This is a genomic window from Nocardia sp. CC227C (assembly GCF_030767025.1).
GTDB lineage: Bacteria > Actinomycetota > Actinomycetes > Mycobacteriales > Mycobacteriaceae > Nocardia.
Window position 1 is genome coordinate 224,273 of record NZ_JASITE010000011.1, and the last position, 15,518, is coordinate 239,790.

The 15,518-nt window shown below is 65.7% G+C and carries 14 protein-coding genes and 2 tRNA genes; 6 read left to right on the top strand and 10 right to left on the bottom strand.

Features of this window, described 5'->3' with window-relative positions; genetic code table 11:
* Positions 1-1,041 precede the first annotated feature (1,041 nt).
* Together QMO76_RS23040 and QMO76_RS23045 are read right to left on the bottom strand one after the other, a co-directional pair.
* Positions 1,042-1,524, bottom strand: coding sequence for a hypothetical protein (locus QMO76_RS23040; RefSeq protein ID WP_306363398.1), 483 nt, complete (start codon positions 1,522-1,524; stop codon positions 1,042-1,044).
* 390 nt (positions 1,525-1,914) lie between these two features.
* Positions 1,915-2,631 (bottom strand): HAD family hydrolase, encoded by a 717-nt coding sequence (locus QMO76_RS23045; RefSeq protein WP_306363399.1) that lies wholly within the window; start codon positions 2,629-2,631, stop codon positions 1,915-1,917.
* 23 nt (positions 2,632-2,654) lie between these two features.
* On the opposite strand from QMO76_RS23045, the gene QMO76_RS23050 reads away from it, so the two are divergent.
* The 6 genes from QMO76_RS23050 to QMO76_RS23075 all read left to right on the top strand — a co-directional run bounded on the left by QMO76_RS23050 (position 2,655) and on the right by QMO76_RS23075 (position 5,518).
* Complete coding sequence (locus QMO76_RS23050) at positions 2,655-3,851, top strand: helix-turn-helix domain-containing protein (protein ID WP_306363400.1); 1,197 nt, start codon at positions 2,655-2,657, stop codon at positions 3,849-3,851.
* Between the two features lie 197 nt (positions 3,852-4,048).
* Positions 4,049-4,219 carry a hypothetical protein gene (locus tag QMO76_RS23055; RefSeq protein ID WP_306363401.1) on the top strand — a complete coding sequence of 57 codons (171 nt, stop codon included), beginning with the start codon at positions 4,049-4,051 and terminating at the stop codon, positions 4,217-4,219.
* 2 nt (positions 4,220-4,221) lie between these two features.
* Positions 4,222-4,428 carry a hypothetical protein gene (locus QMO76_RS23060; RefSeq protein ID WP_306363402.1) on the top strand — a complete coding sequence of 69 codons (207 nt, stop codon included), beginning with the start codon at positions 4,222-4,224 and terminating at the stop codon, positions 4,426-4,428.
* On the top strand, positions 4,425-4,769 hold the full coding sequence (locus QMO76_RS23065; RefSeq protein WP_306363403.1) for a hypothetical protein: 345 nt from the start codon (positions 4,425-4,427) through the stop codon (positions 4,767-4,769). The genes QMO76_RS23060 and QMO76_RS23065 overlap by 4 nt, the downstream gene beginning before the upstream one ends.
* Before the next feature lie 93 nt (positions 4,770-4,862).
* Positions 4,863-5,321, top strand: a complete 459-nt coding sequence (locus QMO76_RS23070; RefSeq protein WP_306363404.1) for a hypothetical protein — start codon at positions 4,863-4,865, stop codon at positions 5,319-5,321.
* 11 nt (positions 5,322-5,332) lie between these two features.
* Positions 5,333-5,518, top strand: a complete 186-nt coding sequence (locus QMO76_RS23075; RefSeq protein ID WP_306363405.1) for a hypothetical protein — start codon at positions 5,333-5,335, stop codon at positions 5,516-5,518.
* 147 nt (positions 5,519-5,665) lie between these two features.
* Here the strand turns inward: QMO76_RS23075 and QMO76_RS23080 are convergent.
* From QMO76_RS23080 to recF, 8 genes are all read right to left on the bottom strand, one after another.
* A tRNA-Ala gene (locus tag QMO76_RS23080) sits at positions 5,666-5,738 on the bottom strand.
* Between the two features lie 27 nt (positions 5,739-5,765).
* Positions 5,766-5,873, bottom strand: a complete 108-nt coding sequence (locus QMO76_RS23085; protein ID WP_218007277.1) for a DLW-39 family protein — start codon at positions 5,871-5,873, stop codon at positions 5,766-5,768.
* Positions 5,874-5,902: 29 nt separating this feature from the next.
* Positions 5,903-5,976 (bottom strand) — tRNA-Ile (locus tag QMO76_RS23090).
* 137 nt (positions 5,977-6,113) lie between these two features.
* Entirely contained in the window at positions 6,114-7,106 is a 993-nt protein-coding gene (locus QMO76_RS23095) for a DUF3566 domain-containing protein (RefSeq protein ID WP_306363406.1), read from the bottom strand.
* Positions 7,107-7,151: 45 nt separating this feature from the next.
* Positions 7,152-10,946 (bottom strand): intein-containing DNA gyrase subunit A, encoded by a 3,795-nt coding sequence (gene gyrA / locus QMO76_RS23100; RefSeq protein WP_306363407.1) that lies wholly within the window; start codon positions 10,944-10,946, stop codon positions 7,152-7,154.
* Positions 10,947-11,027: 81 nt separating this feature from the next.
* Complete coding sequence (gene gyrB, locus QMO76_RS23105) at positions 11,028-13,076, bottom strand: DNA topoisomerase (ATP-hydrolyzing) subunit B (protein WP_306363408.1); 2,049 nt, start codon at positions 13,074-13,076, stop codon at positions 11,028-11,030.
* 455 nt (positions 13,077-13,531) lie between these two features.
* Positions 13,532-14,110 carry a DUF721 family protein gene (locus QMO76_RS23110; RefSeq protein ID WP_306363409.1) on the bottom strand — a complete coding sequence of 193 codons (579 nt, stop codon included), beginning with the start codon at positions 14,108-14,110 and terminating at the stop codon, positions 13,532-13,534.
* An 88-nt stretch (positions 14,111-14,198) separates the two neighbouring features.
* A complete protein-coding gene (gene recF / locus QMO76_RS23115; protein ID WP_306363410.1) occupies positions 14,199-15,392 on the bottom strand; it encodes a DNA replication/repair protein RecF in 1,194 nt (397 codons plus the stop codon).
* Positions 15,393-15,518 lie beyond the last annotated feature (126 nt).

Genomic DNA, 15,518 nt, shown 5'->3' on the forward strand with positions numbered 1-15,518 from the left:
CGCAAGTGTTTCCGTTGCTGGAGGCACCGAAGTTGTTTCAACTGCCCGACCTTCGCCCCGATGCCCAGCATGACTGGGGTTGGGTTGTGGGCGTAGATGGCTTTCATGAACTGGTAGCGATCGATGAACCTGTTCGAGTCCTCACACTGATCGTTGCAGCAGACGACTAGCGAAGAACTCGGCTCTTGCCGCTGGTCGCGCTGACCGAACCGGCCAGCGCGGGCGAGGCGAAGATCAACGGGCCGAATCGATCGGGTGCCGGGCCGAACGCACTAAATTGCCGAATGAGGTTTCCATGGCCTGGTGTCTCGACTCTTATAGGCACTTCAGAGTAATTTGCTGCAAGTATGCTGTTCTTGTGAACGTCGATGGCCGGTCTGTACGCGAGCGGACATTGGGTGCGCTGAGATGGGCGTGGGTGGTGTCGTTTGGCGTATTCGCGGTGTGCAGTGTGTACCTCGGTGTTACTGGGAACCGGAGCCCCGACAACGGTATTCAGACACGGGTGTTGTGGGCGGTGGTGTCTTTGTCGCTAGCCGTCGGTTTCGCCGCGTCCGCTCTATGGATTCATCGGCGTGGTACGGCTCGGATTGAACCGTGGAGCGTGGGCCTGCGTAAGGCGCTGAGTTGGGCTACGACGTGGCTACTCGCGTTCTTCTCGTTCGGTTGCCTGCTAGCCGTGTTTTTTCCTCACGATAGCTTCTCGGACTCTACCGATACAGCGACGTATTGGTACGGCCGTGTTGGGCTGGGCTCGTTTTACCTCGCCTTTGCAGTTGCTGCCGGCGCGGCGGCTGTCGGGGTCCGGCGTAAGACTCGACCACGATCGACTGCCGATGCCTCGGACCCTGCACGTACGTTCCCAACCAGCGACCGCACATAGATTCGTGCCGCACCACCCAGCAAGGGTTCTCGAAGTATGCCCCATGCCGCTTATGGCTCGTGTGGCCCGTCGGCGCCTACGCCCGATTCGATTCGTCTGCCAGTGGACGGCGTCCACAGTTCGGGAAACATCTACCCGCCGAGACCGATCGCTGTTGATCAGCCTCGCGAAGCGCCGTCGGGCCAGACGATGACGACAGGCACGCCCTTGTCGCGGGCCAGCTCGACGACGGTGCCGGTACCGCCCTTCCCGTTGGGCTGGGAATCCCATACGGCGATCAGCGCATCACAGGTACCGACGACTGCCTCGTTCGCGGCCTCGTATGCCTCACGGCCCGCCTCGTCGAACTCCATCACACGGACGGTGTCGGCGCACCGGATGAGCCCGTCGAACTGCTGGGTGTGATCGGGCTTGACCTTGCGCTCACGGTAGTTCCGCGACGGCAGCACGACCTCGAGTCGGCCGCCCGCGTCGAGTACGGCCTGCGCGAACACCGAGTCGGCACCGCGGGCGATGCAGCTGACGCCGACGAGGTCGGCCGCATCGCCGTGCTCGTCGAGGACGCGGTGGATCTCGTCGTAGATGAGCGGAACCGAGTCGGCGGTGATGTTCATATGTCCGGTCACACCGATACGAGTCATGCCCACTTCTATACAGGCGCGGTGATGAAAGGTCGCACCCTGTCGCGGAACTCGGCCGCGACAGCGACGTCGACGAGTTGGCTTGTACGCTGGTACAAATCGCCGAGGTGCATGAGGCGCGCGCATGGGTGGCCGCACGGCCGGGCCGCTGGCGGGTGGCACAGTCGCGTAGGTGCGCGCGGCTAGATGTCGGGGTACGACGGCGCTTCGACTCGCGTCAGCGGCAGTACCGCCACGTTGGGCCCCTGCGCCAACGACTCCAGCGCTTCCGGCGACACCGGGTCGTAGTCGCGCACTACGAGCCCGCGTCCACGGGGCGCAACCGCCGCTCCGCGTGCTGCCAACGGCGTGCTGAAAGGGTATGAGCCGCGCGCTCCTCACGGCTGCGCCTCAGCCCCGCGCCAGCGCACGGATCAGGTGTTCAATTCCCGCCGCATCGGTGAGGTCGCTGAGAACGGCGTCGGCGGTCTCGAGATCAGCTGCGGCTGTACCGCCTGCTGCGACCGCGATCACGCGTGCGCCACCCTGGCGGGCAGTCTCGATATCGCCGAGACTGTCGCCGATCAACACCGTATTGTGTTGGCCGAATTCGCCGTCGTTGCTGGCACGGGCTTGTGCGATGGGGACGAGCGCGGGCCGATGCCTATCGTCGTCGCCGTAGGCGCCGGTGGCGAGGTCGAGATGCTTGTGCAGGCCGAAGGTTTCGAGCTTGATGCGTGTGACTCGACGGGTATTGCCAGTGAGGACCGATTGCCGGATTCCCTTGATCGTCGCGAGGTGCTCGAGCGCTTCCTCGGCTCCGGGCATCACGCGACCTTGCTCGCGAAGTTGCTCCTGCCGTTCGATATACGCCGCTGCGAGCGACTCGGCGAACACCGGAAAGAGAGGCGGCCGATCGATATCATGCAGTGCTGCCGCGGCAGCGTAGATGTCCGGTTCAGTACGGCCGGTGATTTGGGGCATGCGCTCCAAGGTGCGGCTGGTGACGTCCTCGAACGCTGCGGCGAACGATGCGCGACCGACCCCACGGGTCTCGATGAGCGTATGGTCGACATCCCACAGCACGAGAACGCTGTCGTTCTGCCTGAATGACATGCGGGTCGTCACCTCCGGCCCCTACTGTGGCAGACATGGCCAGAGCGCCACGCCCCAATGACAGTATCGGCGCACGGATCCGTGTACATCGCGAGCGGTCTGGAAAGTCACAGGCCGTCGTTGCGGGCCTCGCCGGGATCAGCGAGGACTACCTCGGACAGATCGAGCGCGGGCGGAAAATTCCGAGCACCCGCGTGATTCAGTCGCTCGCCGACGCGCTGCGTATTCCGGCAGGCGTATTGCTGGGCGATACGCCCGCAGCCCCCACGTCACCTGCGGCCGGTTGCGGCAACCGGTTGGCGCTGGCGTTGTTGTCGGGCGGCGGTGTTCCGACTGATCTGGCCGATCTTTCCGCACGGACAGATCTCGCGTGGCGAACCTGGCAGACTAGCGACCACCGATACAGCGATGTGTTGCCTACATTGCCGGAGTTGATCCGCAATACTGAAGCGACCTTGCGGGCCAGCCGCCATGATTCACGGCATCGCGAGACCGCTGGCGTAGCCAGCGACCTGTACGGGTTGCTGCGCACGGTGACGCGGCGCGTCGGTCGATCAGATCTGTCGTACTTGGTCGCCGATCGCGGTATCCGAGCAGCCGAGGATGCCGACAACCCAATTCGACTTGCGGTAGCAAGATGGAATCTCGGCCACACTCTGCTGATCTCCAACGAGTACGAGGCAGCCATCGAGCTAGCGACCAACGCCGCAGCGTCAGTCCTCGCCGAGAGTAGGGCCGAACCCGCTGCAATTGTGCTGGCGGGCGCGCTCGAACTAGTGGCGACGGTGGCCGAAGCGCGAACAGGCCGACTCTGGGAAGCACGTGACCGCTTGAACCGTGTGTATCCGGTCGCGGTGCGATCGCCGAATATGAGCAATGTCGGGCACACGATGTTCAGTACGACGAATGTCGGGTTTCACGCCATCTCGATCGAACTTCAAGCAGGGGACGCGCTCGAGGCACTGCGGATAGCTGAGCAGCTCGACACATCGGAGTATCTGTCGGTCGAGCGGCGGTTCACCTTCGCGCTCGATCTGGCCCGCGCCTACGAGCTTCGCCGCCAGGAGACCGGGACTTTACTGCACCTTCTCAACGCCGAGCAGATCTCCCCTGAAGACCTGCAGTACAACTCCGAGGCACACGAGATGGTGCGCCGTCTGCTCCAAGGCCATCGCTCTCCGAACCGTGTTCAGGCTGCAGGTCTGGCCGACCGCCTCAGCATCCCAGTCTGACCCGGACTGAAAGTCAGCCCGGTCCCTGAGACCGGGTTGCAGCACGGTGGGCGTTCTACGTTCGTCCTGCCCCGGTGCCGGGAGGGACCAGTCGACCCTCACCCCATTGATCGCACTGCAACCGCAGGGTCGGTGGGCGGTCATTCCTCGGCGCCGGGTGCACTCCAAACCGTTCCAGGGCACTGGAGGCACCCGACATGGAAATCATCCTCGCAATCACGGTCATTGCGCTACTCCTCCTGGTCGTCGCGGCGGCCGTCCTCGACGACGTTGCGCACGCGCGCCGCCACCGCGGTCCCACAGTCGCCGAGATCAAGGCGCGCCTAGACGCCGAGGCCGCACGCAAGTTCGTACCGATGCGGGGGTAGCCATGGCGATTCATCTTCCCCCGAATATCGACGCCTCGACCATCGCGGCGATCATCAACCACGCGAGCTTTCGGTGGGCGGCCGAGCATCCGCACGAGGCCATGCAGGCACACCGCGAATGCCGTGTCGGCCAGTGCCTTACGAAGACGATCGCGTACAAGAAGCTCGTCGGCGACGGCAAGCTCGTGCCCGCGGGGTGGCCCGCGTGAGCGCGCCAACCACGAGCGGGACCGCGCGCTCGGCGATTGCCAACGGCGTTACGCGGCAGCCTCGCCCCGGCGCGGCGGCCCGAACGGGCACGCCGACGATGCACACCAGCGAACACGAGAGCGGGACGGCCCTGTGGGCGATCGTCGGCGGCGTCGCAACGGTTTTCGCGGTGCGTAGCGGCCGACGCGCCATGTCCATGCCGCTCAGCGAGAACGGTGTCGACCTCGGGAAGTGCTTCGACCTGTTCCCGGATCAGCGTGAACTGTTCTGGAAAGTGCTCGTCGAGCGCGAGGAGGTGCGTCCCGGCGGACCCATCTGCGGCCGCATCTCGGGCCGATAGGCCGGTGCCCTCATGGTCGCAGCAGCCAGAGCACCGCCGGTCGAGGTGCTGCCGAATTGTCCACGCCCACAACTGAACCAATAGGACGACATCATGCGCACTGCTCCTCTCTTCCGTCTACCGCGCGCCTTACCCGTCGCGACTGCGGCCGCGTTGGCTGTCGCGGGCGTCGCCACCGTCGGCACCGCGCCCGCCGAGGCCGCCGCGAAGTCGTGCGGATTCGAGTTCACCCACCGGCAGCCATCGGTGTACCCGCCGGAGATCATCGGCAACGGGTTCGCCCAGTGCGATGTACCGCCCGAAGAACACTCGCTGATCCTGGCGCTGGAATACCGCCAGGGTGAGCGGTGGGTGAACGCGGCGCACATCCGCGACGCCGGGATCCCGCCCGGACCGCCGGGTCGCCGCTCGTATGAGGTCAAGGCAGCCTGTTACGCGGGGACGTGGCGTGTCAGTATGAGCGTCACGGGCAGCATTCAGGGGCAGCCGTTCGTGTTCAGCGACTACTCGCGGACCCGTGAAGTGCCGACAACCCAGTGTCCGAGCCGATGAGAGGAATTCCGATGTCGATGGACGAGCGCACATCCCAGGAGTTGCGGGACAGGATTCAGCCGATCGCCGAGGCGGTGGCCGCGAAGCTCGGAGCCAGGCACCCGGCCGTGGCGGCACTGGAGTTGGCTGCGGCTGAGATCGCCGCCGCCGTGCCCATGCCTCGCCGGTACGCCGATTACGAGCCGCGGGTCGGATAACCCCCATATCGTTCGATAGATCCGATGGCGAAACGCGCCGCGCAAACGACGAACCGCCCCGGCCGGGGCGGTTCGTGTGTGGACACGGAGTGTGGACACGAGCAGACCAGAAGGGCTAAAACCCTATCTGACCTGCTCTGATAGCTGTGGAGCCTAGGGGAATCGAACCCCTAACCCCTGCCTTGCAAAGGCAGTGCTCTGCCAATTGAGCTAAGGCCCCGGACGGGGAAGAATCCCCGAAAGTTGTTCAGCGGGTGGTTACCTCGTGCCAGAGGTCCGCGTCGTTGCGCTGACGCAGTTTGCTGATTCCGAAAATCACCGCGGCGACGAGGCCGATCGTGAGGAGAAATTTCATGAATCCCACCCTACAGAGATGTTCGGGAGTGGGCCTAGGAGGACTTGAACCTCCGACCTCTTCGTTATCAGCGAAGCGCTCTAACCGCCTGAGCTATAGGCCCTCATCTCGGTTCCGGGTGTCTCACCCGAACCGAGGCATGAGATTACCGTACGACTCCCCGAGTAACCAAAACGGCCGGTAGTGGGCTTGTAGGAGCCCGCCGCCGGCCGCTTGGAGAGGTACTCCGATGCGGGCGAGCTAGTCCGGATCGGCCAGGGTCACCTGGATGCCGCCGACCAGATCGGTGCAGTTGTTGTAGACGAACACGCCGACCGTGGACAGCGCGGTGAAAAGCACCACATTGATCATGCCGATGACACCGGCGTAGCCGAAGACGGTGCCCGCGTCCACGATCGCCGAGGACGAGCCGCCGTCGGAGACGATGTCGGTGAAAGTGGAATTCATCCGCTCCCACACGCCCATGCCCTCGAGCACGAGGTACAGCAGACCCACCGCGAGCATCCACACGAAGAACAGCGCGACGCTGATCACCAGCGACACCTTCAGCGTGGACCACGGATCGATATGGCGCAGCTGCACGGTCGCCCGCAGCGGTTCACCGCTGGAGACGGCCTGCTGCACGGCCGTCGGCGCCGACGGCGACACCGGTCCCCCGGCCACGGCCGCCGGAGCCTCCACATGCTGCGGCAGCGGATGCCGCAGATCCGACAGATCCGGCATGTCCTTGACCAGTTCCGGCCGCGCGATGCTGCGGGTCGGCCCGTCGATGCCGACGGACTTCACCATGGCGGCTTCCTTGCGGGCCGCCTTGGCGGCCAGATCGGCCGTGGTGCGGGCATTGGACGCACCCGCGTTCAGGCCGACCCCGGGCGCGGAGGCCGGTCGTCCGGCCACCGGAGCCTGGCCGGGACGGTAGAGGTTGGACTGCGGCTCCCGCTGCGGTAGCTGGGACCAACCGCCCTCCTCGAACCGGGACGTGGTCTGCCCGTCGCCGGAGGCCGCCGGTTCCGCGGCCCGCTCCGGAGCGGCGTCGGCCGGATCACTCCGCCGTCCGGCGGTGCCATCCTGCGCGAAATCACCGGACTGACCCGACATTTCGGGCGTTTGCGGCTGTCCCTCCGGCGATCCCGGCCGCGGAATCGGGCGCGGCGGAATCGGGGACGGTGCGATTCGCTCGGTCACACCGTTGGCATGCTGCCGCTGGTCATTCGGCTGATTCGGAGTGGTCAATGGTGAATCCTTCGATCCGTTGTGCCGCCGCTGCTGTCGAGAAAACTACTGCTTCGCCGAACCACTGGCATCTTCTTCACCGGAAACCGCGTCGGGCTCATCGGCGTTGCGCGCGATTGCGAGCAACGTAGCGCCCTCGCCCAGGTTCATCAATCGCACGCCCTTGGTCTGGCGTCCGGCCTTGCGCACCTGGTTGGCCGCCGTCCGGATCACACCGCCGCCGGAGGTGATGGCGTACAGCTCGTCGTCATCGTCGACGATGAGCGCTCCGACCAGACTGCCACGTTTCTGGTCGTACTGGATGGTCAATACACCCTTTCCACCGCGACCCTGCGCGGTGTACTCGTCCAGCGCCGTGCGCTTGGAGTACCCGCCCGAGGTCGCGACGAGCAAGAAGCCCTGTTCGCCCTCGTGCACCACATTGAGCGACAGCAGTTCGTCGTCGGTGTTGAAGCGCATGCCCTGCACACCGGAGGTGGCGCGGCCCATGGGACGCAGCACCTCGTCATTGGCGGCGAAGCGGATCGACTGGCCGTGCGCGGACACCAGCAGCAGATCGTCATCGGCGGCACACAGCGCGGCACCGACCAGTTCGTCCTCGTCGCGCAGGTTCACGGCGACGATGCCGCCACTGCGGTTGGAGTCGAAATCGGTCAGCCTGGACTTCTTCACCAGGCCCTTGCGGGTGGCGAGCACCAGGTAGGGCGCGTCCTCGTAGGACTTGATCTGGATGACCTGGGCGATCTTCTCGTCCGGCTGGAAGGCCAGCAGATTCGCCACGTGCTGGCCGCGCGCGGTGCGGTTGGCCTCGGGCAGCTCGTACGCCTTGACCCGGTACACCCGGCCCTTGTTGGTGAAGAACAGCAGCCAGTCGTGCGTGCTGGTGACGAAGAAGTGCTTGACGATGTCGTCCTGCTTGAGACCCGCGCCCTGCACGCCCTTGCCGCCGCGCTTCTGCGAGCGGTACAGGTCGGTCTTGGTGCGCTTGGCGTAGCCGGTCTCGGTGATGGTGACGACCACGTCCTCGCGGGCGATCAGATCCTCGTCGGCGACGTCGCCGTCCGCGGAGATGATCTTGGTACGACGCTCGTCGCCGTGCTTATCCACGATTTCGGCCAGCTCGTCGCGCACGATGGCGCGCTGCCGCTCCGGCTTCGCCAGAATGTCCTTCAGGTCGGCGATCTCGGCCTCGATCTTGGCCAATTCGTCGAGGATCTTCTGCCGTTCCAGGGCGGACAGGCGGCGCAGCTGCATATCGAGAATGGCCGTCGCCTGGATCTCGTCGATATCGAGCAGCTGCATCAGGCCGGTGCGGGCGGTCTCGGTATCGGCCGAACGACGGATCAGGGCGATCACGGCGTCCAGCTGGTCCAGCGCCTTGACCAGGCCGCGCAGGATATGGGCGCGTTCCTCGGCCTTGCGCAGCAGATACTTGGTACGCCGGACGATCACGTCCAACTGGTGATTCACATACAGGCGAATCATCTGGTCCAGGCGCAGCGTGCGCGGCACGCCGTCCACGATGGACAGCATGTTCGCGCCGAAACTGGTCTGCAGCTGGGTGTGCTTGTAGAGGTTGTTCAGCACCACCTTGGCGACCGCGTCACGCTTGACCGTGATGACGATGCGCATACCCACGCGGTCGGAGGACTCGTCGTGGATATCGGCGACGCCCGCGATCTTGGCGTCCTTCACCTGCTCGGCGATCGAGTTGATGAAGTTGTCGGTGTTGACCTGGTAGGGCAGCTCGGTGATGACGATCGTGGTGCGACCGCGATTGTCCTCCTCGATCTCCACCACGCCGCGCATCTTGATCGAACCGCGGCCGGTCGTGTACGCGTCGTGAATGCCCTGGGTGCCCACGATCAGGCCCGAGGTCGGGAAGTCCGGCCCCTTCACCCGCTCCATGCACGCGGCGAGGGTGGACTCCTCGTCGGCGAGGTGATTGTCCAGCGCCCAGTAGATGGCCTCGGCCAGCTCGGTCAGATTGTGCGGCGGGATATTCGTCGCCATACCGACCGCGATGCCGTTGCTGCCGTTCATGAGCAGCACCGGCACCCGGGCCGGGAGGACCACCGGCTCCTGCGTCTTGCCGTCGTAGTTCGGCAGGAAATCGACCGTCTCGTGGTCGATCTCGCGCAGCAGCTCCATGGCCAGCGGCGTCAGACGGCACTCGGTGTTGTGGCTGACGAATCCATTGGTGATGAAGGCATGGTCGGCGGTGTCGACGCGCAGGCTGAATACGTCCCGTTCGCCGGCATCCGCGACCTCGGCGACCGGCGCGTAGTAGAAACGGCCATCGGTGAGGTCCCGTGCGATCGCGCGGACCTCGGGATCTCCGATGCGGCCGAGTATCTCCTCGGCTCGGTGTTCCCAGCGCTCGATCCGATCAAGATTGTGCCGATCGAGCCATGCTTGATCAGCGGTGCTCACCGCACCGTGCGCACGAACGAAGGCGGCGAGACCGGGGACATGATCACCACTGAGCGACCGGGCCGACGAGGCGGGGCTCCGAGACTCGATCCGGTCCAGAATGGCCGTCAGCTTGACCTGCTTTCGACCGCCGAATCCGACCCGGTCGCTGAACAGTCGGGCGTCGCGCCGATTCGTGATGGCCACCTTGTATTCGCCGATGGCATGGCGGTATCGCTTGGAAACCACACCGAACTCGAGCAGTAGCTGCTGCACATCCTTGGCGAGCTGCTCGCTACGGGTGGAGTAGGAGATCTGGACGGTGTTGCGCGGCAGCGCCGAGCACGATCCGTCACCCTCGAACAGCGCGCCCAGGAAGACACGTTTGACCGCCGTGGTGCCCTGCCAGATGAACTCGGGCACCTGCTTGGCGGCGCTGCGCTGGCCGATCAGCGTGGCCAGCGGCGACCGGCGCAAGGCTGTCAGGTTCTGGATATCGAGGTCATGCAGCAGCGAACCCGATCCGATGACTCGGTGCGATACATATCGAGAGCCGCCGACGACCGTGTCGTAGGCGGCCACCACCATGTCGAAGAACTCGCGGTCCACATTGTTGAAGCCCGCACGAGTCTCGGATACGTACCCCTCGCTGACAAATGCCCCGTACAGGAGGGCCACCGCCGACTCCGACCAGTCCGCGACACCGATCTCCTGCGCCGGAACCCGCTGCATGGCAACCCGGTCACCCGGACGGATCTCCGACATCAGCTTCCACAGCAGAGTGGGAACACCGGCCACATCGACCAGGCACAACACCGGATGATTCAGGGTGCCGGTGAGCTCGTAGCCCTCGTCGGTGGTCACCGTCAGGGTGCGGTGCGTACCGGAGTGGAACAAGGCGTCGGCACGCACCGGATCACCGTGCCGGTCTACGACCTTGAGGTCGATCTCGTTGTCCGAGTTGGGTGCGGCGTCCGCCACGACGTCGGCGATGCGGACGGAGCGCCCGAGTGGCAATCGCACCAGGGCGTCGCCGCTGACGCAATAGCGCATGGCGGCCGCGCCGTCGTTGCCGCGCGAACCGAAGTTGCCCTGGCCGTCGACCAGCGGGTAGCGCAGCGACCAGGGCTGCGCCATCCGCACCAGGGTGTCGTAGATGGCCGTGTCACCGTGCGGGTGATAGTTGCCCATGGTGTCGGCGACCGGGCGAGCCGACTTCACATAGCTGCGGTCGGGCCGATACCCGTTGTCGTACATCGCGTACATGATCCGGCGGTGCACCGGCTTGAGGCCGTCGCGCACCTCGGGCAGCGCACGGCCCACGATCACGCTCATGGCGTAATCGATGTAGGAGTTCTGCATCTCCTGCTGGATGTCGACCGGTTCGATCCGGTCGCCACCCGACGGGGGCAGGGAGGTCTCAGTCATGAATTGGTCTCCGTGGGAAGTCTCTCGAGGTGTTCCTCGGGAATGGACGGGTCGACGGTGGGCGCTTCCTCAGCCGGGAACTCAGACGTCCAGGAAGCGAACATCCTTGGCGTTGCGGGTGATGAAGCTGCGCCGAGCCTCGACGTCCTCACCCATGAGGACCGAGAACAGCTCGTCGGCGGCCGCCGCGTCATCCAGGGTGACCAGGCGCAGCACCCGCACGCTCGGGTCCATGGTGGTCTCCCACAGCTCCTTCGGGTTCATCTCGCCGAGACCCTTGTAGCGCTGGACGCCGTCGTCCTTGTTGATCTTCTTGCCCGCGGCCAGGCCGCGCTCCAGCAGACCGTCACGCTCGCGGTCGGAGTAGGCGAATTCCGGATCCGAGCGCTGCCACTTGAGCTTGTACAGCGGCGGCTGCGCCAGGAAGACGTGCCCGTGCTCGACCAGCGGTCGCATGAACCGGAACAGCAGGGTCAGCAGCAGCGTGGAGATGTGCTGACCGTCCACGTCGGCGTCGGCCATCAGCACGATCTTGTGGTAGCGCAGCTTGCCGATGTCGAACTCGTCGTGGATACCGGTGCCGAACGCCGTGATGATCGACTGCACCTCGTTGTTCTTGAGCACCTTGTCGATGCGCGACTTCTCGACATTGATGATCTTGCCGCGCAGCGGCAGGATCGCCTGGTACATGGAGTCGCGGCCGGATTTCGCCGAGCCGCCGGCGGAGTCGCCCTCGACGATGTAGATCTCGGACTTGCTCGGATCCTTGGAGCGGCAGTCCGCCAGCTTGCCGGGTAGACCGCCCAGATCGGTCGCGCTCTTGCGCCGCACCAGCTCACGCGCCTTGCGGGCGGCCACGCGCGCCTGCGCCGACGACACCGCCTTCTGCACGATGGTCTTGGCATCGGCCGGATTGGCCTCGAACCAGTGCGTCAGATGCTCGTTACAGGTGCGCTGCACGAACGACTTGACCTCGGTATTGCCGAGCTTGGTCTTGGTCTGGCCCTCGAACTGCGGGTCGGCGACCTTCACGCTCACGATGGCGGCCAGGCCCTCGCGGATGTCGTCGCCGGTGAGGTTGCCGTCCTTCTCCTTGAGGAGCTTCTTGTCCTTCGCGTACTTGTTCACCACCGTGGTGAGCGCGGCGCGGAAGCCCTCCTCGTGGGTGCCGCCCTCATGGGTGTTGATGGTGTTGGCGAAGGTGTGCACCGACTCGGAGTAGCCGGAGTTCCACTGCATGGCGACCTCGAGCTCGTGCCCGGTGCCCTTGCCGGTGAACGACACGATCGAGTTGTGAATCGGCGTCTTGGTCCGGTTGATGTGCTTGACGTAGTCCTCGAGACCGCCCGGGTAGTGGTAGGTCCGGGTCTTGACCTTGGGCTCGGCGGGCGGCGCGTTCTCGTCGAGATGCTTGGGCGCCTCGGCGGTCTCGCTCACCACCTCGTCGGTGATCTCGCTCTCGGAGACCCGCTCGTCGGTCAGGGTGATGGTGAGGCCCTTGTTCAGGAACGCCATCTCCTGCAGGCGGCGCGCGACCGTCTCGAAGTTGTAGATGGTGGTCTCGAAGATGTTCGGATCCGCCCAGAACGTCTGGGTGGTGCCGGTGCGCTTGGTGGGCTCGCCCTTGATGAGCTTGCCCGGCTTGGAGTCCTTGTACTCCTGGCTCCAGTGGAAACCGTCGCGGTCGATCTCCACGTGCATGCGGGTGGACAGCGCGTTCACCACCGAGATGCCGACGCCGTGCAGGCCGCCGGACACCGCGTAGGCGTCGGAGTCGAATTTGCCGCCCGCGTGCAGCTGGGTCATGACGACCTCGACGGTCGGAATGCCCTGGGCGTGCATCTCCACCGGGATACCGCGGCCGTCGTCGACGACCTGGACGCCGCCGTCGGCCAGCAGGGTCACGTCGACGCGGGAGGCGTATCCGGCCATCGCCTCGTCGACGGAGTTGTCCACGACCTCCCAGATCAGGTGGTGCAGACCGCGCTCACCGGTGGAACCGATGTACATGCCGGGACGCTTGCGGACGGCTTCGAGGCCCTCCAGGACCGTGATGTTGGAGGCACCGTAGTCCTGGTTTCCCGCTTTGCCCGGGGTGGAGCCGCTTGCGTTGGAGTCGTTGGCAGCCACTGCTCGGTAGCTCTCCTTACTTGCTGATCCTCCCGACACAGCGCGAGACGACACACGTGGGGCCCCGAATCCTGTCTGCTCGAGAATTACGGGTCCACGCGCGGGCTCTGCGGAACGCGCCGGAGATATCGCCGCTAGTTACCCCACCATCCTACTGGCAGACCCGACACAGAATGCACCTATGACACCCCTGAGTGCGCCACAGATGCATGAAATCGATCGGCGAAGGGTCAGGAGATAGGCGGGTCGGGTTCCAAAGCGTTCAGCGGGCAACTGGAACGTCGCCACAGAAGACGCGACAAAGTTCACCAGCTACTCGCTGGCCCAGCCGGAGGGATACCGGCGTCACACAGCGCCGGAACATCCCCGAGCCTAGCCGCTCACGCCGACGAATTCGGCCGACGTTCCACGTGAAACTCATCGCTGACCAGCGATTCCCGGATTCGCGGGCGCGATCAGCCGTAAGTGTCGCGCGGGCCGCGGCCCTTGATGTGCCGGTCACCCTTGCGCCAACTGGGTGCCACCGGGCCGTTGATGCGCAGCGAGGTGACGACGCCCTGGCCGACCGCACGGTTGATCTTGGCGAGCAGTTGCGACTGCAACATGCGGAGCTGGGTGGCCCAGGCGGTGGACTCGGCCTGGATGTTGAGCACCCCGTTCTCCAGCGATACCGGATGCGCGTGCGACGCGATGTCCTCCCCCACCACCGATTCCCAGCGGCCGAAGACCATGCCCTCGGCGACCTTGCCGGACCAGCCGCGGCTGCGCGCGATCGCTCCCGTGAGCGCCGACAGCGCCTGCGGGTCGCGGTCGTCGGGATGCGCGCCCGACCAGCCGCTGCGGCGACGGCGCAGCGCCCGCACACCCCCCTTGCGCGGCGATGCCCGACCCTGCCCCACCGACTTCCCGGCCGCGCGGGCGGCGGCCCGCGCCTCCTCGAGCGCCCGGCGCGCCAGGTCGACTCCGCGCAACTCACCCTCCGGACCGGGGGAACCCGGCGCTCCGGCATCGGACTGCTCCGGCGACTCGGCCATCGGGCTCCTTCCCCACTCCGGTTACGTGATCACCGATTCTGCCTCATGCCACCGACAGCGCGGTGTGTCCGCGCGGTCCACACGCGGATCACTCGGTCGGCACCGGCTGTCCCGCTATGCGGGAGGTGCGATGGTCGGCCGCGCCGGTCGTTTCCACGCGCAGGGGATGTGCGTCCAACTCGGCGGGCACGTCCTCGGGGACCGCGGCGGTGATCAGTACCTGTTCGGCGGTCGCGGCCACGGCGGCCAGCGCGGCGCGACGGCGGCGGTCGAGTTCGGCGAAGACGTCGTCGAGGATGAGCACCGGATCGCTGCCCTGGGTGCGCAGCAGTTCGAACGCGCCGAGTCGCAAAGCCAGTGCGAAGGACCAGGATTCGCCGTGACTGGCGAACCCCTTGGCCGGTGCGGACCCCAGCATCAGATCGAGGTCGTCGCGGTGCGGACCTACCAGGCAGACCCCGCGCTCCAATTCCTTGGGACGGGCTGTGGACAACTCGCGCAACAGGATGGACTCCAGGACCTGCGCGTCATCGTCACGTGGCGCTCGCGCGGGGTCCAGGAATTCCGGCGGCAGCGTGGCGCTGCGGTAGCCGATCGCGGCGGGGCGGGATTCCGGAGCGATTCCCGAATACGCCTGTGCGAGGTGTGGATAGAGTTCGTGCACCAGCCGCAGCCGCTGCGCGAGCAGCACGCTGCCGTGCGCGGCCAGATGCCTGTCCCACACATCGAGGGTGCTCAGCTCCGCACCAGAACCGCTGCGGGAACGGGCATGGCGGCCAGCCGATTTCAACAGTGCCGAACGCTGCCGCAGCACCTTGTCGTAATCCGCCCGCACCCCGGCCAACCGCGGCAGCCGCGCGGTGGCAAGTTCGTCCAGGAAGCGGCGGCGCTCCCCCGGATCGCCGCGCACCAGCGACAGATCCTCCGGTGCGAACAGCACGGTCTGGAGAATCCCCAGGATCTCCCGGGTCCGGCGTACCGGTGAGCGATTGATCTGCGCCCGATTGGCCGAGCCCTGATTGAGCTCCACGTCGACCCGCAGCTCCCGGCCGGAGTTCACCACCGTGGCCCCGATCCGGGCCCGCGACGCCCCGATCCGGATCAGGGGCGCGTCGGCCGCCACCCGGTGTGAGCCGAGCGTGGACAGGTACCCGATGGCCTCGACCAGGTTGGTCTTGCCATTGCCGTTGGAGCCGAGGAAGACCGTTCGCCCCGGCGGCAATTCGAGGTCGGCCCGCTCCCAGGATCGAAAATCGAGCAGCGACAGCGCCCGAACGTACATCTACCCCACCGTGTCCGTCGCCCTGTGGAAATGTGCAGCGAACTGGGGATATTCACCGAAGTACGACGAAATCCCCGCTCTCGCCGAGTTTTTCACAGGTTTGTCAACACTGTGCACAAACGTTCG

Bases quoted from the DNA above. Each gene is read 5' to 3' on its own strand.
- QMO76_RS23040 (WP_306363398.1), bottom strand. From the start codon at position 1,524: ATGACTCGTATCGGTGTGACCGGACATATGAACATCACCGCCGACTCG.
- QMO76_RS23050 (WP_306363400.1), top strand. From the start codon at position 2,655: ATGGCCAGAGCGCCACGCCCCAATGACAGTATCGGCGCACGGATCCGT.
- QMO76_RS23055 (WP_306363401.1), top strand. From the start codon at position 4,049: ATGGAAATCATCCTCGCAATCACGGTCATTGCGCTACTCCTCCTGGTC.
- QMO76_RS23060 (WP_306363402.1), top strand. From the start codon at position 4,222: ATGGCGATTCATCTTCCCCCGAATATCGACGCCTCGACCATCGCGGCG.
- QMO76_RS23070 (WP_306363404.1), top strand. From the start codon at position 4,863: ATGCGCACTGCTCCTCTCTTCCGTCTACCGCGCGCCTTACCCGTCGCG.
- QMO76_RS23075 (WP_306363405.1), top strand. From the start codon at position 5,333: ATGTCGATGGACGAGCGCACATCCCAGGAGTTGCGGGACAGGATTCAG.
- QMO76_RS23085 (WP_218007277.1), bottom strand. From the start codon at position 5,873: ATGAAATTTCTCCTCACGATCGGCCTCGTCGCCGCGGTGATTTTCGGA.
- gyrA (WP_306363407.1), bottom strand. From the start codon at position 10,946: ATGACTGAGACCTCCCTGCCCCCGTCGGGTGGCGACCGGATCGAACCG.
- QMO76_RS23110 (WP_306363409.1), bottom strand. From the start codon at position 14,110: ATGGCCGAGTCGCCGGAGCAGTCCGATGCCGGAGCGCCGGGTTCCCCC.
- recF (WP_306363410.1), bottom strand. From the start codon at position 15,392: ATGTACGTTCGGGCGCTGTCGCTGCTCGATTTTCGATCCTGGGAGCGG.